This window comes from Stieleria sp. JC731 (genome assembly GCF_020966635.1).
Lineage (GTDB): Bacteria > Planctomycetota > Planctomycetia > Pirellulales > Pirellulaceae > Stieleria.
In genome coordinates, this window is the sequence record NZ_JAJKFQ010000006.1 from 1 (window position 1) to 26,443 (window position 26,443).

The window sequence follows — 26,443 nt, forward strand, 5'->3', positions numbered from 1 at the left end:
CAGGCATTTCGCAGACTTCCACGCCCACACTCTTAACGCCAAGGCATCCCCCATGTGCCCTTGGTAGATTGGCCAACGATATCCCGAACTCAAACTCGATATGCCACCTGCGAAACGAGCCGCAGAAAACACACCGGTCAAAGCACCGAAGAAACCGCTGGTAGTTCAACTACCGCAACGATATCACATGGCTTGATTAGCTTTGCTCGCCTCACTGCCGAAGCAGATTAGCTCGCATCACTATTCAGCTTTTTCGCACAGAATCCTGTCAGATTTGCTTCTATTCTAATAGCCAGTTTTGCTCACACTTGCGTGCTTCGCTCGAACTGGCAACGCTATTCCGAAGAACTTTGTTCTGTAGTCGCCAAACGATTCTTTCGAATCACTTGGCAGATTACTGATGCCAATTACCAAACAACCAAATTGTCAAATATCAATGTTCCGGCGTTCACCTTTTCAGGTACGTCTCGGAAGACGCTGCTAATCCGCAGCCGAGTGAAGCACCGCAGTGCGTCAGTCGGTTGCCGATCAGTGAGGCGGGGAAGATAGGGCCGGCGAGTGTCGCCGTCAACCTGTCTTCGCGAGAATTTCAAAATTGTTTTCTGAAGCTCTCGGTTTCGTCCGGTGAAGGACAGGCTTCCGCTTTTTCCCGTGTCCGGGGCGGAAAAGATAGAGACTTCCTTGTTGAGGTCAACTCCATCCTTGAAGATTCTCGCAAGTATTTTGCGGTCGTCTCCTCGCTTCGGTATGGCGATTGCTGCAGTATCGGTTTTCGATACCGCGGTGTTCACCGCGAAGCTTGAAAAGTCGCTGAGTTTTTTCAGCGGGGCGGGACTTTAGAGTCTCGCCAGTTTCTTGGAAACCCCTGGTTTCGAAAAAACTAACTTTTCGTTTCTACTTCCAAAGTGGAGGTAGACGGACTTGAACCGACGACCTCCTGCGTGCAAAGCAGGCGCTCTCCCAACTGAGCTATACCCCCTTTCGGAAGTTTGAAGTGTGTCTAGTTGTTTTCAGAGATTAGCTCTCTGTTGTCAACCGTCGTACTTCAAAAGTGGGCGTGCCAGAACTCGAATCTGGGACCTCATCCTTATCAGGGATGCGCTCTAACCAACTGAGCTACACGCCCGTGTCCTCAAACCAGTCCGTCAGATGACGTATGGCTCTCGGCCGGCCCTCACAAGCACATGTGCTGTGAAGCGAGGGAGAAGTGTACGCAAACACGGTGGCCTGTCAAAGGCAACTGAGCTTTTCTGGGCTTAAATTTTCACCCATCAAGCTTTTGCCCCGGCAAACTGCGGCATTTGCTCCCGCTTCAAATGACTGACGGATTTCGGCCGATTTGCTTTTCGGTGTTGAAAAACGCTTTCATTCGTCGCTGGAGCACTAATCTTCGGCATCTGTTGCGAATCTCTTAAATCGACATTCCAACAAACTCGCTGGTTCGGGCAAAATAGTTTCGTTCACTGCTCGCGTTGGGGCCTCGGCGACGGCAACAATCGTGGTTGTAAGTCTGCGACATGCAGGCGGCAGCTTTTCGTTACCCAGTCCGCAACACGGTGTTCGCCTAGATGCTACCGGTTGGCTCAATGTTTTGGATCGGATGTACCGATCAGGAAGCTTGTCTTCGCTGCTGAAAGGCGTACCGCGTCACACTTACAGAACAAAGCCCTTCAACTGGACACTTTTGAAATGACGGATCGATTTCAATTCGCAAACCTGTTCACGCGCCGGCAGCGATTGCTGGCCCTTGCGGTTCCATCGCTGATCGCAGCATTCGCGTCGACATCGCAAGCAGCTGGGCCCAGCGTCGCGAAAGCCATGTCGCTAAAGCCGATTCAAGCCGATGCCGTTTTCGAACTGGTTGATGAAGCCGATTTTGGTCGTTGCCAAGTCGTCACCATCGATGACGCGGGGCAGTCGGGCTGGGAAGTTGTCGGTCCTGAAGGAACCATTCTTCGCCGCTTTGTCGACACCAACGGCGACAAGAGTATCGATGTTTGGTCGTACTTTAACTTTGGAATCGAGTCCTATCGCGATATCGATAGCGATGGAAATCGTAAAGCCGACCAGTACCGCTGGCTTGGCAATGCGGGGACCCGTTGGGGGATCGATAGAGATGAAGACGGGAAAATCGATTCTTGGAAACGGATCTCTGCCGAAGAGGTGACCGCCGAAGTTGTGGCGTCGCTTAGGTCTCAGGATGTCACCCGATTCAACGCTTTGCTTTTGACCAATGAAGAGCTTCAGGGGCTCGGTTTGGGGAAGGAAAAAGCCGAGCAAATTGCCGCGAAGTTGCGATTGGCGATTCGTGAGTTTGCTGATTTGGCAAAGTCGCAGCAATCGGTTTCGAAGTCTGCAAAGTGGCTTCAGTTTGCCGCCCCGGCACCCGGTTTGGTGCCCGCCGGAACGGGCGGTTCGACAAAGGATGTTTTGGTTTACGAAAACGTCGTCGCGATGTTCGAAGACGCCGGTAAAGGTGGCCAGCTGATGGTTGGGACCTTGGTCAAAGTTGACGAATTATGGCGATTGGTTGCCCTGCCTGTTGTCGGTTCCGGCGACGGTTCGATTGCCCAAAGTACCCCGATGTTCTTTTCACCATCGGGCGACAGTTCGGCCATTTCGGGAGCTCTCGGGAGCGACGAAATGCAGGCTTTGGTCGGCAACCTTGAAGCGATCGATCGAAAGTTAGCCGTTGCAAATGAAAAAGATGCTCCGCAGTTACATGCGGCGCGTGCTGAGTTGGTTGAGCGACTGATTTCGCAGTCGGTAGCTCCGGAAGACAAGGAGTCTTGGGCTCGTCAATTGGTCGACACGTTGCGTGTCGCGGTACAGAGCGGACAGTATCCCGCTGGCATGGAACGGCTGAAGACGGCTGGCGAAAAATTTGCCAGGCAGAATCCGGCGTTGGCGGCCTACGCTGATTTCGAATCACTGCAAACCGAGTGGATCGTGCGCCAGCAGGATGCGAAAGACGAAGACCAACCGAAGATCCAAGAGTGGTACCACGAATCTTTGGAGACGTTCGTCGACGAGCATCCGCGGAGCCTGGAAGCAGCCAAAGCACTGTTGCAACTGGCTTTGGGTAAGGAGTTTGACACCGATAAGGAAGCAGCCGTCGAGTACTACAAAAAGGTACGCGACAACTACGCAGGCACCGATGAAGCTGAAAAGGCTGCCGGTGCGGTCAACCGTTTGGAATCGGTCGGTCGCAAGATCGAACTGACTGGTGAAACGATCGAAGGCAAGTCGTTCAAGCTGTCTGCACTGCGTGGCCGCCCTGTCGTCATCCATTACTGGGCTACCTGGTGTGGTGTGTGCACGCAGGATATGAAGGTGTTAAGCCGCTTGCAGGCTCGCTACAAACGCGCCGGGCTGACAATCGTGGGGGTCAACGTCGATGCTCAGCGGGACGAGGCAGTGGCGTTTCTGAATGAAAATCGCTTGCCTTGGATCCAGCTGTTTGAAGAAGGCGGTCTGGAGTACAGCCGGCTGTCGAAAGCATTCGGAGTCCAGACTCTGCCCACGATGATGCTGATCGATGAAACCGGCACGGTCGTCAATAACAACATCGGCGCTGCCGAGTTGGATGAAGCGATCGATAAGCTCGTCAAATAGCCCGCCGTTGGCCTAGCTATCGCCGACAAGCTCAGGTTCGCTGTCGAAACCGGTTTGCAATCGCATCCGATTTTGCTGCAGATCCTGAGCTGCAGCGGAATATTGAGGCAACAGGCGATATGCGGAACTTGCGCAGTTGACCGTCAACAATCGGTGAGATCGCCTATGACGCGAGCACATCAACCGGCTTCTTCTTACTCGCGATCTTCGTACGGTCGCGGGCGAAGTTGGTGAAAGAGTGCCCGTTTTTGATCGGGCAGCGAATAGTCAAAGCCACAGCTTTGCAAAAACCGCTCTGACGAGCTGATCGCCATGATTTCCATGATGCCTAAGTCACGTGCCCTCTGCACACACATGGCGACGAGTCGTTTGCCGACCCCCACATTTTGAAAGTCTGTGTGAACGGCAAGACATTGCAGTTCAGCCAGCTTGGGGCTGTAAACTTCGACAGCGCAGAACCCGTAGCATCGCTGGACCTGGGATTCGCTCTGTTCAGATCGTTTCATCGCTACGAAGCCGTGTCTCGATAGCTCCACAATTTCCGCTTTGGTCCGCGACAGCAGCAGGTGCTGCATGACGAATGGACGCATCAATGCGTGAATAGCGGGAACGTCACTGGGCAGTGCTTGGCGAAATTCCAGTTCGTCGATGCGTTCGGTCAATGCTCGTCATCCTGCTCGGTAGGCTGCGACGTGGTCGGTGAAATGGTCTAGTGGATCTGGACCGGATTGGTGGCTTGTTTGATCGTTTTGCGCATCACCTTGGCGGGTGCGTCTTGGCCGGTGAACAACTTGTATTGGTAGGCCGCTTGCCGCACAAACATATCAATCCCGGTGATAACGCGGCACTGGGCCTGTTTGGCGTACTTGATCAACAGCGTGTTTTCTGGGTTGTATACGGTGTCAAAGACCACCATGTACTGGTTTAGCGCCGACGCGTTGAATGGAGAGGTGTCAACATTTGGATGCATGCCAACGGGGGTGCCGTTGACCAGCAATTGAACTTTGTGGTTGTGGCGGTCTTCCCAAGGGATCACTCGGCATCCAATTTCGGACGCAAGTTGCTGCGAACGTTCTTCGGTTCGCGATGTCACCATGACATCTGCTTGGCGTTGCTTCAGTCCCCACGCGATCGCACGAGACACTCCGCCTGCGCCCAACACCATCGCGGTGACACCTTGCAGCGAGTTCTCTTTGGGAGCGTCTTTGCGTTCCATGATTTCGACAACGCAGTCCATCGCGGCGCGATAGTCGGTGTTGTATCCGAGTCGTTCGCCGTTATGGAAAACCATGGTATTGATGGCTCGGATCCCGTTCGCGCTGGCTTCGGCTTGCGTGCAGTAGTCCAGCGACCGCTCTTTGTGGGGGATCGTTATGCTGATGCCTTTCAAACCAATCGCGTCGACGGAATCCATGAAATTATGGAGGTCGTCCTGAGGCACACGCAGCGGCAGGTATCGGGCATTGAGCTTTTGGTCGGCGAATGCCGTGTTGTGGATCAATGGGCTGTAGCTATGGCCGACCGGGTCTGCGATCACACCGAACAGTTCCGTCTCTTTGTTGATGCTTTTGACATCGTAGAGCCGCGTCATGTCTTTCCAGTTCAGCTGCCCGGGCGCCATCTTCTTGTCCACGCTGTAGGTCGCGTAGGTGAAAGGCGACCCGAAACGATTAGCAAGAATTCGCGTGAGCATGCCGATTTCGCCCATGCAGATTCCGATGGTCGGAACCTTGGCGTTTTGCACCAGATTCAACATCCGCACGTTATCACGAAAGCTATGAGCCATCGTCGCAAGTTTGACGATGTCGGCATCTTCCTCAGCCATCGCGGCATGAAGATCTTCGAGGTTTTCTGGGGTGCCGCTGAAGTCGTGGTAGCTGATGATCCGCTTTGTCGTGCCGTAACGCGGGATCTGCGAAGCGACGTCCGCTTCGATGTCGACATATTCCGCTCCTGCGACAATTGCCGAACGAAGCAGCATCATCCGTTCTTGTTCGCTTTTCGTCCAACGTCCGCCGTCATCGCGTCGTCTGGCGGTGATGACAACCGGTCCAGGTCGATTGTCCATCAAACGCCCAAGGTTGACCGCACGGCCGATGTAGTCGACGCGTAGTTCGACCAGTTCGGCACCTTGCTCGACCAACTGTTGATGTTCGCCAATCATCCGTGCGTGACGGCTGCGGCCGAGGCTAACGCAAATCATATGTGTTCAATCAGAAAGTTGTCGCGATAATAAAATGTCCCACGAACCGGAAGGATCAGTTCGGGCTGATCGCACTCGGTAGGCAGCACGTTTAGGATCATTTCCGAAGCGGAACGCCTACAGAAATGAAATGTTCAGATCTGGGACTGTCAAAGTCTAGGTCGATGCGAACGCATAAAGGCGAACGCGATGTCAGGACCGGTCTTGGTGTTCACAAGTTCGCTTGCGTGACCTCGTCTCCTGCGGACGTATAATAAATCGGTGCCACCGCCACGAGCAGGGGGGGGCGACAAATCCACAAAATCTAGTGATCGGCCGTCGGTTTGATTTCGCGATCTGCATTTCATCAATCGGAGTGTTTGATGACCGCCCACGCTAGGACAATTGATACGAAATGACAAAAAAACAGAATCGAGATCCGATCTCAATCCTTCATCACCGATTCATTCTGCCCGTCAGCATGTTGTTGGTCGGCTTTAGCGCCTGTCTGCCTTCAACGCTTGTGGCCGATGATTGGCCGTTTCCGCGCGGCGATGCCCAGGCATCCGGCGCGATTGAAACCCAGTTGCCCGAAAAATTGGCCGTCAAATGGGAGTTCAAAGCGGACGAAGCCATCGAGGTGACTCCCGTTGTCAGCGGAGACTATGTCGTCGCTGGGGATGTCATGGGCACCTTGTATGTGGTCAATCGCCGCGATGGCAAGGAAGTTTGGCGGCATGCTTTTGACACAGGTTTTCTGGCTTCACCAATCGTTGCCGACGGAAAGGTCATCGCTGGCGACATCGACGGTAGCGTTTTTGCGTTGCAGCTTGCTGATGGCAAGGAACTTTGGAAACAAACTACCGATGGCGAAATCAGCGGAGCACCCGCGGTCTACGAAGGCAACGTCCTTGTCGCTAGCCAAGACGGAAAGCTGTACTGCTATGAGCTTTCCAGCGGTAAGCCTGTTTGGACTTATCAAGCCGACGATCAGATTCGTTGTTCACCGACAATCGCGGGCAATATGACGTTGCTTGGCGGGTGTGATGCGAAGCTGCACGGCGTCGATTTGAAAAGCGGCCAAGCGGTTGGCGAACAGATGACTTTGGAAGGCCCCACCGGAAGTACGCCTGCGGTACACGATTCGATCGCGATCGTCCCGATCATGGACGGAGTCGTCTTTGGTTTCGATTGGAAAGAAAACAAGAAGCTTTGGCAGTACGAAGATTTTGATCAGTCGCAGGAATACCGTAGCAGTGCGGCGGTGAACGATTCTCTAGCAGTCGTATCAAGCCAACGCAAAAACGTCGACGCACTCGATTTGAAGACCGGCAAACGCAAGTGGCGTTACACTTTGCGACGAAGAGCCGACGCCTCGCCGGTGATTGCCGGAAATGACGTTTGGATTCCGGCAACGGACGGTCGGTTGGTTCGCTTGGGCCTCGAGGACGGAAAAGAAAAGTGGGTCTTCGAGATTCGTGGCGGGTTCATATCGGGAGTCGCGATTGCGGACCAGCAGCTCTTCGTCGCTGATGACGAAGGCGTGGTGCGGTGCTTCCAAGGCGAACAGTAGCCTTTCACGCCTATCGAATGGTCAGCTACTTTCCATAGACTTCAGCAGGATCCACCATTCGCTCGTCGGCGACTTCCAGTTGACCGTCTTTGGTGATCCGGCGGAAGAAGCAACTTTTGTATCCTTCGTGGCATGCCGCGGCGACCTGATTGACTTTCAGCAGGATGGTGTCTTTGTCGCAGTCAACGCGGATTTCGGAAACCTTTTGTCGGTGTCCGCTGGTTTCACCTTTCCGCCAAAGTGAATTGCGACTGCGGCTGAAATAGACCGCATAGCCTTCGTCGATGGTGCATTGAAAGGCTTCTTCGTTCATCCAGGCCACCATCAAGACCTCGCCTGTTTCTTCGTCTTGTGCGATTGCGGGCAGCAACCCGTTGGTGCCTCGCGAGAAGTCGGCTAGGTCATTCAAATTCAATGCGGATCTCTCCCAGGTTAGATGCGAGTGTCAAACTTTGACGCTCATAAGGAATATAGGCTCACAGTCGGCCGACGAATTATAGGCAGATTCGTTCTGGACGGAACGACCCGCAGGAGTCCACCGACTGTTTGCCAACCACAGCTGCGGCAAATTGAATTGAAGTTCGGTGCGGTGTCGATAGTGAAATAGCGTCGCAGTCAGTTACTCAACCGAGATAGACAGGCGAAGGAATGCCAGGCAGGATCTCGATCGTATTGCCGATTCGAAATCGCGAAAAAGAAATCGCGGTCCGGGTCGACAATTTGATAACGGGCCTGGAAACGCTTGTCAGTGAAGTGCCAGAAATCATTTTGGTGGACGACGGAAGCCGTGATGGCACCGCGGATATCTGTCAGCGATTGGTACACCGCTACAAGAACATTCGGTATCTGCGTCACGATCGACCAAGGGGCATGGAAGCGGCTGGGCAAACCGGGCTTGAGCGTGCCAGTAGTGACTTGGTCTTCGTTCAGGAGCGTGATGCAGATTTCTGTTTCACCGATCTGAAACACTTGCTGCAACTTGCCGGTGACGACACTATCGTCGCGGCTCGTGCCGAGAGTCTTCGCGGGCAGGTTTCGCCATCGCTGATCCGGCGTGTGCGTCTGTGGGGGATGACCCAAGACGACTCGATCCGATTAGCTTCTCAAAGCAGCGAGACTTGTGGGTTGCAAATGATCCGGCGAACCAACCTGCAGCGTCTGACCGGCCCCAACGCGAAGCAATATCGTTTGGAGGGAAAGTCCAAACGCATGGTCACTCTCCAACGCGCCCACCGTCAGCTAACGAGTCGCCGGTTGAAGAGCGAAAACTGAGCGTCAGCCAAAGCCGGTTGGTTGGGAGCTACGACCCTTTTCTGTACTAGTTTCGACCAGCGTTGAATAGTTCGCTGAGTGACAGTTTTGAATCCGGGAGGCACAGTGGTTCGATAGTCGTCGAGGAATGCAAACATGGTACGTCACCTTTCGCAGGTCTTACGCTCTCTAACCTTATGTGTGATTGCCTACGGCGACGGGGATTCGACAAACGTCCGCAACGGCGTCATTGACAAACGAAGCGAACGCGGGGCCGCGAATCGGGCCGTAAACGGTGATCGAGAATCCACCGGAGATGGATACCGACAAGCTTGCTTCACCCTTGGTGCCTAATGGAACTCCTCCTCCAAAGACGGTCAGTGTGTGGCTGTACTTGCCCTGAGAATTTTTGAAAGGTGGTGGACTGAAGGCGGCGACATTGATTCGGCCATAGGTTCGAGCGTATCTCCCGAGGTTGAGTTTCCCCATGATCCCACCCGAAATTCCAACAAACGGTCCGCTGTAGTCGCCGTTCTCGAATGTGTCATAGACATCTCCGACCGCACAGCGGAATCCCACTCCACCGGCCCCTCCAAAACCACCATCGCCCTGCTTGCTCGGTTCACGGGGAGTCGAGATACCGATACCGGCACTCGCACCTAGGTTGATGCCGACATAGGCGAAAAACTGCGGGAGGTCTCCATCCAAATTCAAGACTTCAAACCCTCCTACACCGCTTAGGCCCGCTGATGCTGACGCGAATGTCCCAGCTCGTCCGGTTTTCCCCTTTTTGATTCCGATCAAATTTAAGGAGCCTTCAAGGAAAGGACGAGTCACACCCGTATCGTTTTGGAAATTCAGGGCTCCCCGAGAAAGCCCGCGCAACACGACGTCCGGCGCGGTACCCGCTATAGCAAATGCCAAGGATGCGGAAAGAAATCCTGCGATGGCAACGGCCTGCGAAACTTCCTGCATACTGAATTGCCCTAGCGGGTCAATACGGTTCACCGGATCGCCTAGTGCATACATATACCGATTAAACGATCTTGGATCCGAAAGCTCACCTGCATCAGAGTCGAGCACGGTAAATCGTGCTGTCGCGGGATCGTACCAACGAGTGGTCAGATACGTGAGTTCCATCTCCTGATCGTACAGCCCACCTCCGAATCCAATTTCAAATGGATTGCTGTCGAGCAAATTCCCGAACGCGTCGTACTGGATTCTCGTGTAACCAATTAATTGGCCCGAATCGTAGGTCGCGTAGCCCCGAGTGGTGCGCGTATGGTCAACAAACAGCTCATGTCGGCGACCGTCAGCTTCATGGATCTGAACGTACCTGGTGCCGTCGAAATCATAGCGTCGAATCAGTGAATTCGTGTCGTCGCGTACTTCTACCAGATAGGGGATCGCAAACGTATTGTCGTCCCAAACGAATCCTTGTTCCTGCCCGTTGTGGAGTCGTTTGATGGGTAATCCCGATGCGTTGTAGGTGAACTCAATCAGGTCGGTAACATTTCCATCAACCGTGCGTTGAAACTGCAATAATCTGCGCTCACCATCGTAGGTGTATTCTTCTGTTGTTGTTGCATTGGTGCGGCGAATGAGGTTTCCGTCATCATCGTATTGAACCGCCCATTCTCCGTCAGCAATCAGTCGATCGTTGGCGTCGTACTGCATCTGTCTTATCCCTGATTCGTCAGAGACTTCAATCAAATTGCCGACTTGATCGAATGAGTAGCGCCGAGTGACCTGTGACGTGCCGTCATCGATCGTTTCACTAAGCAGTTCTCCAAGCAGACCGTATTCGTACTCGGTCGAAACTCCACCGAGCAATTGCACTGACAGGATTCTACCCAGGTCATCGCGATCATAGGCAATCGAATCGAGCGTGGTATCTGTCGAATCAGTGAAGACGATTTCGTTCAGAAAATCGGAATTCACAGCGTTCCGCGAGAGCGAAGCCCCCGAGTCGAACGTCATCTGCACCAAAGTGGTTTCAGTTGGCGAATACTCGTAGGTCACCGTACCGCCGGTGAAATCTGTTAACTTTTCGGGCAACCCGGCATCATCACCGTCGATCAGAGTGGTGCGCTCACCGGTATGGGTCTCGGCCGATTCTCCGGCCACGCTCTTTGATCGTAGCACTTGCCCATAACTATCGGTGACTGTCAGCGACCCGTCGGCGTTCTCAATGCGTGTTTCGGTCCCACCTGGGAGTTGGATGATCAATTGATCGGGTTGATAGTCATAGGAACGAATGACATTACCGAGAGCGTCTCTGAGTTCGACCAATCGTCCAAAGGCATCGTATTGCATTTGGAAGATATCGCCCGAGAAGGTGGTCCGAGAAACCGGCAAACCCGCTTCGTCGTACTGGTAGGTCTCGGTCTGGCCCAGTGGAAGAGAACGTGACTCCAACTGATCGAGCTCGTTGTAGACCACGTTGGTTGTTCGACCAAGTGAATCCGTCACCGAAGTGATCGTGCCCGTATTGTCCGAACCAATCTGGCTCAGCCGTCCTTCCGGATCAATCACCTGCTGTAGGATGCCAATCGCGTTATAGCGGTACTGCCATGTGCGTTGCAATTCGTCCGTGGTGCGGATCAAGCGTCCCGCAGCGTCATACTCCCGGGAGACGCCGCCTGCATCGGATTCCTGCCCGATCAGTTGACCGCGTCCATCATATCGGAAACGCTGAATAAGGCCCTCAACGGATACGGAGGTCTGTCTCCCCTCGCTATCGTACTGGTAAATCACCGCTGAGCCATCGTTGTAATACTCACGCGTGATTCGCCCAACTGCATCATAGGAAAATTGAACCGTGGATCCATCGTCGCTGATGGAAGTGACACGTCCTGCATTGTCATACGTTCTGGTCGAGGCGACACCGTCAATCGTTTCGCTGATCTGTCGACCTGCAGCATCGTATTCGCGTTGTACAACAGTTCCATTTGTGTATTCCGCGCGAACAACACGCCCCAATGCGTCGTGCTGATACACCACAGACTCGCCATTGCTACCATTGAGTTCGCTGACACGACCGAGGCCGTCGTACGCCAACTCTGTTGTCGCCCCCGTGAGTGTTTGGATGCTGGAAATCTGTCCGGCGGAGTCATAATTGGCAACGGACTGGCTGCCGCCGCTGTTTTCGATCCCCGTCAGAGTGCCATTCTTATCGTAGACGTATTCAAAGTAACGTGTGGTCGCTCCTTTGGCGGTTTGAATGACCGACTCCTCACGGACGTAGTTCCGCGAAGCATCGATGGTGTAGTTAGTCACATGGCCATTGGGATCAGTGATCATAACAGGCAATCCATTGTCGTAAACGAACGTCTCTGTGTTACCTGTCGCATCCGTGGTCGTTAACACATTCCCCTGAGAATCGTACGATCTCGTGACCAAGGGGCCGGTCGAGTCGTATGCCGCGACCAGATTTCCATTTGAGTCACGCTCATTCGTCATGACATGACCTAGCGAATCAATCGACCGGAGCAACTGCGACTGATCGTTGTAAGCGTATTGCGTGACAGCTCCAGTCGCATCCGTTTTTCGTAGCACGTTTCCATAGGCATCATTAGTGAAACGCGTCATATTTCCCAAAGGGTCTTTCATCGATGCGATGTACCCGTTGGTATCGTAAGTTCGTTTCGTTTCGTTGCCCAACGGATCAATAGCGCTGAGAACGTTGCCGCGATTGTCATAGACGTAGGTCGTTGTGTTACCCAGCGGATCGCGGACGCGTTGGATATCTGAGTTCAGCTCGTAGTCAAAGTCGAACGAATTGCCGTCGTTTTGAGTAATGCGGATCAGGCGTCCGTCGGCATCGTATTCGGTTCGAGTACCATTTCGCCCGAGAGGATCGATTATGTTCGTAAGCAGATTGGGATTCTGAGCAGAGTAGATGAATGATGTCTCATTTAGTTCACGATCAACGAATTTGTCCAATCTGCCAGAACCATCATACGAATAGCGGACAACGTTACCGACGAGATCTTCCACCGCAATAATTCGTTCTTCAGCATCTCGAAGGAAGTTTACTTGAAGATTCGATGACTCCTGGATAATTCCGGCATCGGTAAACAGGATGCGATTCCCATTCCGATCAGTTGCTGTCGTAAGCTTACCTGTGTCGCCCTCGATTCGATATTGAAACCCGTCCTGAGTGGTGAGCACATAGGCGCCTCCGAAATCAGGACTCGCTGGGTTGTAAGGAATTCCGCCGGGTGCGAAGAGTTCGCCCTGCTCATTAACTTGCAAGTAGCTGCTGGTACCGGTCCAAAGCGTTGACGTAACTCCGGGATCGGGGGTGAAACGTGGGCGGGCGAGGACCAAATTGTTGCCGCCCCATCCAGGCAGGACTCGGATGTCGGGATCGAAGGTGAAACCCTGCCGGCCTTGACCGGGGACGTTCAAATAGACTTTGACGCCTGGGCGTAAGGCACTATAGATACCGATGTCTTCCAAGCCGCTCTTTGGCAATCCGACTCGCAAATCGGTGTTGCGAAACTCCAGCCGCCAACCAAAGCCAAAATCGCCTTTTTCGTTGGCATGCAGCGAGTCATAAACACGAGTGATATGGATCGGAATCCCCGCGACAGCGACTTCTAGATCGGTAAACGCAATGTTGAATGTTCCGATTTTCAATTCACCAGCCAAACCGATGTGACGCTCAACCACGTTGGCGACTCCGCCGGTCGTGGCAACTTCCAGGCGAATCACGTACTCGTCATTTGGGAGCAGGCTGGTGTCCCAAACACCGAGTTCGCCGTTGTTCACTGGCGTTTCGCTACGCACGAATTCGGTGAATTGAGTTTCGTCAATTCGCCGGTAACTCAATCGGTACGCGGCGAAGTCCGAGTGGTCGGCGGTTCCAGAAATACTCACCATCCCGAAGACGGCTGCCGCTTCAGTCGGCGACGTGATCTCCGCTGTCGGGATGTCTTCGGCACCGGCGCCACTCCAACCTTCGGGGAAGTCATAGTTAAACGTGATCGTTCGCGTCGCAACGTTCCCGTTCGTGTCGGTCGCCGTGGCCGTGGCTGTGATCGTCGTGAATGCCCAGTCTTGGAACGTGAACGTTGCCGTTCCCGCTGCGTCGAGCGGAATGTCCTGCCCATTGGCCGAGAGTGTCAGCGAGACGACTTCGACGTTATCAATCGCTTTGGCGTAAACCACAAATGGCCCTTGCCAAGGCAACACGTTACGACTGGCGTCGTTGGGACGCTCAATCAAGCTGACTTTGGGGGCTTCGGTGTCTTCGACCACCGACACCGTAAACAATTCTTGCGTCGATCCACCACGAGGATCACGCACGGTCACTTCGAAGTTATGGTCACCAATTTGATTGATGTCCGGGACCCAGCGGATGCGTCCGAACGGATCGATCGATGCCGTGCCCGGAGCCTGCGTCAACTCATAAGTCAAAAGATCAACATTGGCGTCTGATGCGAGAACATCGTAGCGATAAACCGCACCGGCGGTTGCCTCTGTCGGTGCGGAACTGTCGATGACCGGGGCAATGTTTTGTGCCAGCACATCGATCTCGAAAGACTCGATCGAGGCGGCCCCGTCTAAGTCGATGACCCGGATGGTCACTGGGATCTTGCCTTCGACTCCGGCTTCGGGAGTCCAGGTCACTTTGCCCTGACTATCGACGGCCATGTCGTTCGGGCCGACGGAGATCTGATAGGACAGAGCGGAGCTTTCCGGGTCGTTCGCATCGATCTGGTACTCGTATGCCGTTCCGACGGCAGAGAATTTCGGAGCGCTGCTATCGATGACCGGCGGCAGGTTGGGTGCCCCTGCGCGAACCAATATTGGAAAGGCTTGTGTAGCGGCACCTCCAACCCCATCGGCGACTTCGATCACCACCGTTTGTAGTCCGGTTTGGTTGACGGCGGGTGTCCAAACGATCTCACCGCTTCCTTCGCTGATCGTCATTCCGTCTGGACCGTCGAGTAATCGATAGCGAAGTGGATCACGTTCGGCGTCGTCAGCCTGGACCGAGTAGAAGTATGCCAACCCGACGGCTGCTTCGGTCGGTGGAACGCTGCTAAGGATCGGCGGCCCGCCAAAGCGTCGCGCGGTTACCGTAAAGGTTTGTGTTATTTCGGCTCCGAATGTATCGGCAAGACGAACGATCACCTCGGCCTCACCAAGTTGATCGTCGGCGGGTGTCCAACGAATGGTGCCACGCAAGGGATCGATACTCATTCCGGCCGGTGACTGCAGCAACGCGAACGATAGCGGGTCACGATCTGAGTCGATTGCAACGATGTCGTAGGCATATTGCTGATCGACAACCGCGGCGACGATCGGAGTGGAATCGATGACCGGTGCGGAGTTCACCAAGGAACCGACCACTGAAATTGAAACGTCAACTTTAACTTCATTCCCATCGGCCATGACCGCGATGAAAGTTAGGTCGTGTACGCCCAGTTGGGAATTGCCGGGCGTCCATTCGATCGTGCCATCTGAATTGACGGTCATCCCAGTCGGCGCGTTATCGAGTCTCCAATCGACATCGCGCCCCAGCGAGTCCATCGCGGCGATGCGCCCAATGCTTTGCGTGCCGACCGGATAGTTGTCACGCGGTAAGCTGAGATCAACCAAATCCGCCGCTGGGACAACGTCAGTGACATTAATGGTGAAGACTTCGTCGACGGAGTCTCCTTGGGAATCTGTCACCCGTAGTGTGAATTCGAACGAACCGTTCGCGGTGGGTGTCCAAGTCAATCGCCCGCTCGTCGCGTTGACCGTTGCGCCATGGGATTCACCAACGAACGCAAAGCTCAAAGGATGCTGTTCAGGGTCTTGCGCAGCGATGTCAAATTGGTGTGGTGTGTTCAGGTAGGCGGTGGGGGATGGGAGTCGTGTCACGACGGGGGCGAAATTCGGCGCAGTGACGTTGACCACAAAATCTTGTAGTGCGATCGAATCACCGGAAGTCGCGCGGACAATGACGGTGTGCTCGCCAACTTGGTTGATCGTTGGTCGCCAGGCGACCAGACCCGTCGATGGATCGATCACCATGCCTTCGGGTGCGAGCGACAAGTCGTAGGCGACGTCGGCCTGCGAGATAGCGAAGGCGACCGAGGCATAGGTATAGGTCTGGCGTGCTTCGATGGTCGTCGACGCTTCGGTGACGAAGTGCAGCCCGGCGGCGACGGACGTATTGGTCGGGGCAAGAACGAAATCGTTTCCAGAATTGATTTCGTCGGTCCCCAGCGTGACCATGAGGCCGTCCACTTCGGCGGCATCGATCCAGCCTGCCGGCGTATCAACCAGCAGTTTATAGCTTCCCGAATTTAAACCCGACAGTGCGTAATTGCCGAAGCGATCCGACATGGCCATCGGCTCATCCTCGCCACGCTGGGCGTCACCGTCGAGGTCGGCATAGACTTTCCAGTAGCTGACCGCATCGCCGTTTACAGTCGCTAAGCGACCGCGTATTTGGCTTAGCGAAAGTTGTTCGATCGCCAAGTCATAGTCCGTGACACTCGCGGGGATCGACGCGACAATCGTTTCAGGCTCGACCGTTGCGGTGAATTCGGACGGAGTTGCATAACCGGCCACGGGTGTGACTTTGATCGGGTAATCACCGGGCAGCAGTCCCGCGAATTCGTACCGGCCTTCGGCATCGGTGGTCGTCTGCGGTTCATGCGGATCCGGGAACGCATTGCCATTGGTGTCGATGAACAAGTGCCAGTTTTCGAGCCAAGGCTCCTCCGCGACTCCCGTTTCGCTGCCATCGTCACGATCCCCGTCACCGTTGATGTCATCGAATACACGTCCGGTAATGCTGCCGCGCAGTTCAGGGAGGACTTCAAGGGTGAAGGACTGTTCGTCAGAACCGCCACGGCCGTCTTCGACAGCGATGACGAAGGTGTGGGAACCAGGTTCGGCCAGTCCATCGGGCGTGATCACCGGCGCCGCCAAGTTGGAGACCAGAAAACCATCGTTGTTGTTTCCGGACCGGTCACGCACCAAACGCGCGTCTTCATCTTCGAAGCGGTAGTCAAGTACCACGTTCGGGTCACCGTCGTAGTGACGCGAGAGGCCTTCTTTGATTTGCTCGGCAGTTCGAGCCGTGTCCCAAATGCGGAAGTTGTCGACGCGCCCACTGAAATCCCAGAACGCTCCGCCAATTTCCAGTTGCGTATTGACGTCGTAGACAAAACTTCCCGGCAGATCTCCCGAGACGATTGACTCACCATTGATCAAGAAGTTGAACGTTCGGTTGGCATCATCGACCGACAGCGCGACGTGGAACCAGCGTCCGATCTCAACATCGAAGGGCACACGGGATACAGCTTGTGACGTGGTGTCTTCCTGATCCAGGTAGAGTTCCAGCTCGCTGTTGAAGCGAACGCGAATATGAAATTGCTCGGTTTGGCTACTGCCGAAGCGGAACAGCGTTGCGGCGCCGTTGGAGGCCGTCAGATTTTCAAAGTTAAACCAGCCTTCAGCGGTGAGCGTCTTTAACGAAAGAGAGCTGTCTTCACCAACCGGCGTGATCAGATCGCCGAAGTTGACACCCGAAAAATTTGGGTTCGTTCCTTTCGGCGAAATGAAAGCGGCTCCATCGACGCGGCCGTCCCATTGGAGCAATCCGGTGACCGGATTGATTTCAGCTCCTTCGGGACCGGACAGGATTCGATAGCGAATCGCATCACGATCGTTGTCGATTGATTGAGCTTGATATCGAAAGGTTTCTCCCGCACCGATACGCTGCACGGGGGTGGAGGCGATCAGTGGTGGAGAATTTTCACGAGCGGGTTCGACTTCGATCTTGAATGATTGCGTTGCTACGCCGCCGCGTCCATCATCGGCCGCGAGCGTTACATCGTGCGTACCGACTTGGTCGGGCGACGCTGCCCACAGAAGTTCGCCGGTTTCATTGTTGATAATCAATCCGCCAGGACCGTCGACGATTGAATAATGGATGGCATCGTCGTCAGGATCAATCGCATCGGAATCGTAGCGATAGACTTCATTTGGATCAAAGCGGTTGTAGATCACGCTGGCCGTATTGTCCCCGGCGTTCGCGACGATCAAATCAAGGCGTCCGTCTTCGTCCGCGTCGGCGACCGTCAGACGTTCGGGACGTTCCCCGACTGAAATATTTTGGGGAGATGCAAATTGATTGTTCCCAAGTCCGTAGAGCACCGTGAGGGTGTCTGAATCGGGCAATGTGATGGCGATGTCAGGATTACCATCGCTGTTGAGTTCCAATACGCCCGCTTCTTCGGGGCGACTTTCAAGTTGGATATATATCGGCGCGGACACAGCGGCAGCGGCAATGTCATCCAAGATCATGAGTCGATTGCTATCCGGTAATGTGACAATCGCATCGATCGTTTGATTTCCGTTGGCGTCAGCCAAAGTCAGACGCCCAGGAATGTCACCCAACGCAATTTCGGTAGGCGTTGCTAGGATCTTGGAGCCGTCACTGATAAAGCGGAGCAAACCGTTGCGTTCGATATCCGACGCGACGAGGTCATCGTTGCCGTCGCCGTTAATGTCCATTGAGGCGAGGTCGTTGACCCGACCGGCCACCGCGACTTCCGTAGCAACATATCCGTCGGCCAAATTCCCACTAAAGACGCTGATGCTTTTTCCGGCCTGATTGGCGACAAAGATCTCGAGTTGGCCATCACCATCGAGATCTCCGACGGCGACCGCTTTCGGGGAACGCCCGGTTTGCAGGTCGGGAAGTCGCGTTAGGCCACCAAGATTATCACCTTGATAGATCTGCAGTCGATCCATCTGATCATTGACCGCTAAGACTTCCTCGTTCCCATCGCCATCCAGATCGACAGCGAGCATGTCAACGGTGTCATCCCGTCGCTGAGCGTAGACAGAAAAGGTGTAGCTGATTGAGTTTCCAATTCCTGCGCCGGCGTGAACGAAATCCAGATGACCATCACCGTCGAGATCCGCGAACGGATTCCTCGAAATCCCTGAGGGGACACTGCCGGATAGACCGACTTGCTGACCTGGTTTAAACGTTCCGTCACCGTTGCCAGGCCGGAAGACGAGCGGGCCAAAACCGTTGTTGCCCGTCTGAATGAGGTCAAGATTTCCGTCATCGTCGAAATCGATCAGCCACGAATCGCGACCACGCTGCTGAGCCCCGGGATGGGTTAAGTGCGTCAAGAATTGGAAATTACCAGTACCGTCGTTCAGAAAGACTCGCGGTCCGTAGCTTGTCACGGAGACCAAATCGATATCACCATCCGAATCGAGATCGCCCGCCGAAAAATCACCCGGCTCATAGAAGTTTCCAGCGATTGGAAGGCCTTCGTCGAATCCGGCAAGCTCACTGTGACGAGTGAAATCTCCCAATCCGTCACCAGCCATCACGACAACTTTTATCAGATTGTCACTGTCGGCGTCTCGCTCGGCGAATGCCAAATCAATGACTCCATCACCGGTGAAATCTGCGGCGGCGTAAGACTCTTGCCAGTTGGACACGTTGACACCTTGAGAAGCAGGCGGCAATGTGATCCGAAACGTCCTCGAGAACACACCAGGATTGGTTGGGTCGTTCAGGTGGACATCGATGTGAGTTTCCACTCCCGCTTTGGCAACAAAGTCCGGATACCCATCGCCATTAAAGTCTGAGATTAACGTTGATGAATATCCGTAGAAACTTGATTCCACCAGTTGCTCGTCGCTGACGGTAAAGGTTCCGTTTCCGTTAGCTAGCGCGACGTAGTAACGACTTCCATTCGTATTGGCTCGCGTGGCAACAATGTCATCGAAGCCATCGAGGTTAAAATCTGCGACCGATCCATAGCCACTCGGCACACTGATACCGACTGCGGGAACGGGGTCCGAGTAGGTGCCATCGCCAAGGGCGAGCGAGATCCGGTCATTGAAGGTGTCAATCAGGTCGATGTAGCCGTCGCCGTTGAAGTCGCCCGGTGTCGCGTCTTGTGCCCGTGTGCCCTGTACCCAAGGCAGACTTCGAGAGCTACCGAATTCGCCGGGACGGGTACCAAGTCGAATGCCAACTCCATCAAAGTCGCTGCTTTGAGTGAAGTAAGAAAAGTCCAACACGCCGTCGGAGTTATAATCGCCGAACATGCCTCCACGCGGTTTATAGACGGAGTCAAATCGGTCGACTTCGTCGAGCGTGGAAAAGTCCACCATCGCGTATTCATTGATCGTGAAATTCCCGCTGCCGTCATTGAAAGCGATTCTTGGTGAAACCTGAGAATTCTGGAAACCGAAACCGTCACCAAGAAACAGTTCTAGGTCGCCATCGCCATCGATATCGACGGGATCATCACTACCGGCGTAGTTGCCGACTCGATCAGAGAATCGGACTCCCGACTGTTGCGTGAAGTTGATGCCGTCACCCGATCCGATCAGCAATTCAAACCCGTTGTTCGTGTCGTCGTGTAACAGGTCAGCAATCCCATCACCATTGAAATCGCCACCGCGAATCCAATCGATCTGCTGAGCCAACGGGTAATTAAACTCAGTTGCCAGCGTGAAGTTGCCATTACCATCAGAGTGATAGATTTTGAGGTTGCCGAAATCGGTAAAGACGAAATCGAGATTGTCATCGCCGTTGAGATCCAGCACATCATAAGGTCGCGTTTGTAAGTTTAGGTCGAAACTGAACGACATCGGCCCAATGACAATCGGCGCGGCGAACGTTCCATCACCTTGTCCACGCAACCAAACGGCCTCGTATTGATATCCCCCTGCTAACGTGCCCAGCCGACCGATCAAATCAAGGTTACCGTCTTCGTCGATATCGGCAGCACGAAAGTCGCTAAGCGGCGAGCCCGCAAACCTCTGCTCGACCGCCGGCTGGAAGGTGCCATTGCCATTTCCCAAAATGGTAATCAGCCGAGGGTCCCGTTGGCGTTCGGCTGCGATGACATCCAATGCTCCGTCACCATTGAGGTCCCGAAGTAGCAAGTTGCGTACGTCGAAAGTACTCGTGCCATTGCTGTGACGATAGATTTCCACCGGTGCCGCGAAGTTGCCGTTTCCGTCGCCGACGAGGGCTGTGATGATCAGCTGATATTGTTGACTCGGTTCGCTCCGGATGTCGTAAGTTGACATGACGACGAAGTCCAAGTTCCCGTCACCATTGATGTCGCCCTGATCGATACCGCGAACTTCGTTGCTGTCGCTGGGGCCGACGTATTCCGGCAATCCGGCATCAATCGAGTATCCGACGTCAAACCATTGCCCGTCACTTGTCGGGAAGCCCGTTGCGTATTCGGTTGTCTCATCAAAGCGATCGTTATTCTCGCCAGCGTAGACGCCGATGGTTTGATCGGCCGCGTTGGCCGCTACGATCCGTGGACCTTGAAAACCACTGATGATCGCGGCGCCGGCTGGTGAGGCTCCAACGCCGACGGTTGTGATTTCAAACCCGCTTGAGGCGATCGCCTCCGTGACCGGCTTTGAAACAAAACTTGGAGGGCGATTTTGTAGTGACTCGACCACTTGCAAATCAAACGTTTGATCGACAAACAGACCGTACGGATCGGTCGCTCGAATCGTAAAGCGATTGTTGCCAAGTTCAGCCGTGGTTGATTGCCAAGTGATCTGGCCAGTCATATCGTCGATGATGACGTATTCACTTCCAGAGACCATCGAGTACGTCAACTCGTCTCCATCGGGATCACTGGCAGCCGCTTTATAGCGAAGGATGTCACCTGCACTGAGTTGCGCGATCGGTGTGGTGGTAAAGCGCTCGGGTGCCTGATTCAAATCCCCTAAGGTTTGAAGCCGGTATTCGAATTGGTCATCGCCCGGATTGGCAAAACGTAGTTCACGTGGCTGGGTCGATTGACCTGGCTGCAGCGCACCGTCGAAGTAGCCGGTCATGTTAATGTAGGGCCGGCCATCGGGCAGCAAACCGTCCGGACGCATGACGGCGGAATCCAGGTCGGTGAACTGATCCAAAACGACGATCAAATCGCCGACGACCGTTTGGTTGCCGCGGTTGGTAACGGTCAGTTCGCTGATCAACTGAGCGCCGTCTTCGGTGTAGCTGGTGCTGCCATACTCAGCGACGACACTGCCCGAGATATCTTCAAGCGATTGAACATCGACCAGTTGTGCGGCTCGCTGAACAGCCGAGGACGACGACGCGTAGACTTGCGAGGGTTCGCTCAGATTGGTTGCCAATTCGATATCGCGAATGACGACCGAGGAATTCGAATCGCCATCGTTGTTGATCAGCCGAGCCGTTAATCGCACGGTGCTGCCGGCTTCAAGATGGGCGAGGTTGACCGTCAGCTCGTATGGGTCACCCGATTCGCTTGGCGGCATCAATGTTGCCGCGGTACCGATCGACGATACTGTCCCTTCGGACCAGTTGAATGTTGATGTCCGTCCTGGCGCGTACGGCTGTGTGATAAGGTTGCCGTTTTCATCGGACAACGAAATTTCAAATGCGTCGCGCAGCCTTCCCGAAGACGTTTGGTCGAACTGAGGTGCATCGAACAGAACACGCAAACCGTCGGACTGTTCTGAAAGAGTCATCTCGGCGGTGATTTCGGTGCGCAGTGAGTCACCTTCGTTTAGCTGCGCCGAACAGCCTAGCGCCGTGACGTTGCCTTGGCTTCCGGTGATCGAATCGCTAGTGGTAAGCGCAAAGTTGGGTTCGAATCCCAGCCCCGCCAAATAATTCAGAACGTAAAGAGCGTCTCGCGGAGTCGCCTTTTGATCGCAGTTGACATCGTAGAACGGTCGTTCGCTATCGACGGGAACTTCGGTAACCAAGTCGCCGGTGATCGGATCGCTGTAATCGTTCCGGGCCAATTCGTTGATCACGAACAAGGCATCTAGCGGCGAAGCATGACCACTTCGATTGACGTCGGGGGTGAACAGCACGTTGTGCCAGACAGCAGCAGCCAACATCTGTCGCGATTCAAGCTGCTCCATACGTGAACGACGCGTCCGAGTTTTCTTCTTACGTCGCGAGAATGCTTTCGGTGACTTTGAATCGGAAAGCGATTGCGAACCAGAATCCGAGCGGAATCGACGCCGTAATTTCATCGGTGGGGCCGTGAGCGCGAGAGCTGAATCTGACCGCTCGTCATTCGGCTGGGGCTTGCTTGGCGGCCAAGAAAATTGACACGGACATATCGGCCCATGAAGCACCGAACCGAACCCTATCCGTGCCTTCTTCTGATTGGTTTGGGATGCCCAATCAGGAGGGTAGCCTAGATGTGCAAAAATGCGCTGTCAAGCAGTTTACTATCATTGGCCAGGATCCGGTTTTACCAGCGATTCACGGGGCCAAATGTCGATGCCGATGATGTTCGGTTCGAACAGACGGTTCGAATCAGAAGGTGCGGTCGATAGAGAAGTAAGCGATTTCGCTGAGGCAACGTTTCGCGTCACCGTTAGGTAATTGATCCAGCCCTTTGAGGGCCTGGTCGCGGAAATTCGCGGCAACGCTTGCGGTGTAGCTCTTCGCGTCCGAACGATCCAGATAGGGGCGGATCTTGTCGAATCGCGAGTCCGCTTCGCCGCTTAGGATCGCAAGGATCACTTGTTTGTCTTTGGGGCTTGCCGTTTCCAAGAGCCGGATGATTGGCAGTGTTAGCTTGCCTTGTTGCAAATCGGTGCCGAGCGTTTTGCCGATCGCACTGTCGTCACCCCAAAGGTCCAAGTAGTCATCGGCGATTTGGAACGCGATCCCCAAGTTGTCGCCGTAGGCGGCGATTGCTTCGATTTGCTCGTCATCACAGCCTGCTTCGGCAGCCGCGAGGGAGCAGGCCACGCGGCAAAGTTCTGCCGTCTTTCCGCGGATCATTGCGAAGTAGGTCGGTTCGTCAAGGTCCAACCAATCGCGGTGCAACACCTGACGCAGTTCGCCTTCGCAAACCAAGCGTGCAGCTTCGCCGACCCATTGGCAGGTTCGCGTGTTGTCCAAGGTTGCCGACAGTCGAAAGCTTTGGGCAAACAGGTAATCACCTAGCAGAATGCTGGTGTGGTTATTCCATTTCGCGTTAACGGTTTCGACATGGCGTCGGGTCAACGCGTCATCCAAAACGTCATCGTGAACCAGAGTAGCCGTATGCACCATTTCCAAAACGGTCGCGATGACCACATTGTTATCGGTGGCTTTGCCGAGTGCGTCTGCGATTAGCAAATGGATCGCAGGACGCAATCGTTTGCCGCCCAAGTTGACACCATGTCGCAGCAGGGCCGCGACATCTTCAAACGGGCTTTGAAGTTCCTGTCGCAGCAGCTTTTCGACGCCTGCAAGCGGTTTGACGATCGGTCCGTAAAGTCGCTCGAGTATGTTCCCGGCTGCAGCAGGTCCGGGTTTGCCGAAGTTGCGTTCGACATCGGCAGTGTTGTCGCGATTCATTTGCACGTCGCCACCAATTTCGACCTCGGCGGAGGGCGATCGTTTGTCAAACGTATTGGAAGCGTCCATATCTTTCGGCGTTGGTGCAAGGAAAATACTGCCGTGTCATACCTTCTATGCGGTAGCAACCGCAATCCGGGGGCGGGCACAACGAATTTGGTGTCGGATCTTTGGTCGGTGGTTTGAGTCCAAAAACACGGTCGCGGAATTTTAAGTCAATTGAACGATCAGGAATCTCCGCGGTCGTAGTCACCGGACGCGCCACCTGATTTGTGCAACAACTGAACTTGATGGATTGCGATTCCACGTTCGACACTTTTGAGCATGTCATAAACTGTCAAAGCGGCGACGCTGGCCCCGGTCATCGCTTCCATTTCGATTCCAGTTTTCCCGGTGGTTTGGCAAGTCACGCTGCACTGCAACGTGTTTGCCCCAGGGGCAGTTTCTTGCCAACTGAAATCGACGTCAACCGACTCAATCGGAATCGTGTGGCAGAGCGGGATTAAATGGGCGGTCCATTTGGTGGCGTTGATCGCCGCCAGACGGGCGACGGCTAGCACATCACCTTTTTTGCCGCGGCCGGATCGAACGGTTTCGGCGGCAACATTTGACATGGACACGCTGGCAACAGCCGTCGCCTTTCGACGCGTGTTTGCTTTGCCGGAAACGTCGACCATGCGAGCGTTCCCATCGGCATCAAAATGGTTTGAAGCCACGGTGTGAGTCGATCAATGCGAGAGCACAAATAAAAAACGCCACGCATTTGCGGGAAATGCGTGGCGTCTTTTTACGGTCGGTGGCAGGCGAATCAAGTGGCGTTTAGTCGCTGACTTGATGCTTACACCAATTCTTTCTTCGCTCCGACGAGGGTTCGCAAGCGTTCTGCCAACAAGTGGGCGTCGAACGGCTTTTTGAACGTCTCGTTGATGCTGCTTCGGTCGAAGCTCATCGGTTGTCCATCATCGGGCAACAGGGCAATCAAGATTACATCGGTAAAATCTGCATTCTTGCGAAGGTTTTGGCAGATTTGAACTGCTTCGATCTTTCCGATCGAGAAGTCCACGATGATGCAATCTGGGGTGAAACTCTCAGCCTGGATGCCGGCTTCGAATCCGCTGGCTGCAACAGCAACCTTGAAGGATTTTTCGGGTGGCAATTCACGCTTAAGATTTTCGATCAAAACTTGGTCCTGGGCGACGATCAGGCACTTGGCCATCGCTTCGTCCTCCAGGTCACCCAATGGCATGCCGTGCTCCTTAAGGAACTTGATCAGGTATTCACGAGGAATACGACGATCTTGTGATCCTGGGATTCGGTAGCCTTTCAAACGCCCCGAATCGAACCATTTTGAAACGGTTCGGGGTGCGACTTTGCAAATCTTGGCGACCTGTCCAGTCGTAAAGACCTTCATATCAGGCTCTCCATAACGCCTCGTTGATTATTCCCTCGAACAATGGTGCGTCGGTACCCAATGTTCTCATGGCCTTGATCAATCGGCTACTTAAACGGCCTCTCGGGGTTGGCTTCCTTTACCGCGGTCCTGAACGCGAAAAAGGTCGTTAGCCTCGATGATGCGAATGTCTAAGCTTGTAACCGAAAGCTGGGTCAGGCCACCCGGCTCACATCCTGTGACGCTTGCCGAACGGGATCACTTGCTAGGTTTCAAACGTTCTCGATCGAACGACGATCCGATCGGTGGTTGGAGAGAAACGTGGCGTCAGGCGACCAACGCCCAACGTTCCGGCTGGAAAACTTCAAAACATGACAATGGGTGAGTCGTCATGTTAATCGTTCGGCAGGAACGTTCGGCTATAGTCGCCATGCGCCCTCGAAATATTGCGGACTGTTGTCCACGCCAGTTCGATTGCTGGCCCAGAATCCCCCCTGGGTTGGATCTCGATTCGACTGCCACCAGCCCTGCTCAGCTCCGGACACCGAGGTGCTTTGGAGTAAGAGAACTCAGTCAAAATTTCTTGATCCGAGACTTAGTGTCGAGCAAAACCACCCCAATTCTTTAGGGCGTTTAGAAGGGAACAAGCACCACGACCACTGTGACCGTCATTGACCCGATCAATCCGGATCTCAGGAATCAACCGGACAGAGCAAAACTCCCGTGTTTCTGACATTTTTGACCTCGTAATGCGCGTTCGCGAAACACACCCGGTCTCGAAATCAAAGAAAAAAAAACTTTTCATAAAGTCCGTTTTGTCAGGTGATCGGCCTGGACATGCCTCGTGAACCCCCCGATTTCAGCGGTCAAATTGCTCGATTTGTGCTCGTTTTTTTTCTTGAACTCAACCTCCGCCGCGCTACGGGGAATCCGCCAGACCGCTGACCGACAGCCAAGCTGCCAAAATGTTCGCCCTTGCCAGCGATCCTCCGTCCTGTAATTCATGTTGCGACGAAGTCCGAGAACGGACCGCGCCACTGGATCGAAAGACGTTTCTGTTACGCAATCCGTCGG

At 54.2% G+C, this 26,443-nt stretch carries 10 protein-coding genes and 2 tRNA genes; 3 read left to right on the plus strand and 9 right to left on the minus strand.

Going from position 1 to position 26,443, the window contains the following annotated elements:
- Positions 1-906 precede the first annotated feature (906 nt).
- Positions 907-979: transfer RNA gene (locus LOC67_RS16670), tRNA-Ala, on the minus strand.
- A gap of 73 nt (positions 980-1,052) precedes the next feature.
- A tRNA-Ile gene (locus tag LOC67_RS16675) sits at positions 1,053-1,126 on the minus strand.
- Positions 1,127-1,689: 563 nt separating this feature from the next.
- Here LOC67_RS16675 and LOC67_RS16680 point away from each other — a divergent pair.
- Positions 1,690-3,615, plus strand: coding sequence for a TlpA family protein disulfide reductase (locus tag LOC67_RS16680; protein WP_230263769.1), 1,926 nt, complete (start codon positions 1,690-1,692; stop codon positions 3,613-3,615).
- 194 nt (positions 3,616-3,809) lie between these two features.
- Here the strand turns inward: LOC67_RS16680 and LOC67_RS16685 are convergent, their stop codons facing one another.
- Both LOC67_RS16685 and aroE read right to left on the minus strand, forming a co-directional pair.
- A complete protein-coding gene (locus LOC67_RS16685; protein WP_230263800.1) occupies positions 3,810-4,205 on the minus strand; it encodes a GNAT family N-acetyltransferase in 396 nt (131 codons plus the stop codon).
- Between the two features lie 119 nt (positions 4,206-4,324).
- Positions 4,325-5,818: a shikimate dehydrogenase gene (gene aroE, locus LOC67_RS16690; RefSeq protein ID WP_230263770.1), complete on the minus strand. Its 1,494-nt coding sequence runs from the start codon at positions 5,816-5,818 to the stop codon at positions 4,325-4,327.
- Between the two features lie 394 nt (positions 5,819-6,212).
- On the opposite strand from aroE, the gene LOC67_RS16695 reads away from it, so the two are divergent.
- A complete protein-coding gene (locus tag LOC67_RS16695; RefSeq protein WP_230263771.1) occupies positions 6,213-7,370 on the plus strand; it encodes a PQQ-binding-like beta-propeller repeat protein in 1,158 nt (385 codons plus the stop codon).
- 25 nt (positions 7,371-7,395) lie between these two features.
- Here the strand turns inward: LOC67_RS16695 and hisI are convergent, their stop codons facing one another.
- On the minus strand, positions 7,396-7,779 hold the full coding sequence (gene hisI, locus LOC67_RS16700; protein WP_410001152.1) for a phosphoribosyl-AMP cyclohydrolase: 384 nt from the start codon (positions 7,777-7,779) through the stop codon (positions 7,396-7,398).
- 239 nt (positions 7,780-8,018) lie between these two features.
- On the opposite strand from hisI, the gene LOC67_RS16705 reads away from it, so the two are divergent.
- Positions 8,019-8,642, plus strand: coding sequence for a glycosyltransferase family 2 protein (locus LOC67_RS16705; RefSeq protein WP_230263773.1), 624 nt, complete (start codon positions 8,019-8,021; stop codon positions 8,640-8,642).
- Between the two features lie 174 nt (positions 8,643-8,816).
- Here the strand turns inward: LOC67_RS16705 and LOC67_RS16710 are convergent, their stop codons facing one another.
- The 4 genes from LOC67_RS16710 to LOC67_RS16725 form a co-directional block, all read right to left on the minus strand.
- On the minus strand, positions 8,817-22,655 hold the full coding sequence (locus LOC67_RS16710) for an FG-GAP-like repeat-containing protein (RefSeq protein ID WP_230263774.1): 13,839 nt from the start codon (positions 22,653-22,655) through the stop codon (positions 8,817-8,819).
- 289 nt (positions 22,656-22,944) lie between these two features.
- Positions 22,945-24,048, minus strand: a complete 1,104-nt coding sequence (locus LOC67_RS16715; protein WP_230263775.1) for a polyprenyl synthetase family protein — start codon at positions 24,046-24,048, stop codon at positions 22,945-22,947.
- A gap of 158 nt (positions 24,049-24,206) precedes the next feature.
- Complete coding sequence (gene moaC, locus LOC67_RS16720; RefSeq protein WP_315861065.1) at positions 24,207-24,695, minus strand: cyclic pyranopterin monophosphate synthase MoaC; 489 nt, start codon at positions 24,693-24,695, stop codon at positions 24,207-24,209.
- 122 nt (positions 24,696-24,817) lie between these two features.
- Positions 24,818-25,390 carry a response regulator gene (locus LOC67_RS16725; RefSeq protein ID WP_094412462.1) on the minus strand — a complete coding sequence of 191 codons (573 nt, stop codon included), beginning with the start codon at positions 25,388-25,390 and terminating at the stop codon, positions 24,818-24,820.
- Between the last annotated feature and the right edge of the window lie 1,053 nt (positions 25,391-26,443).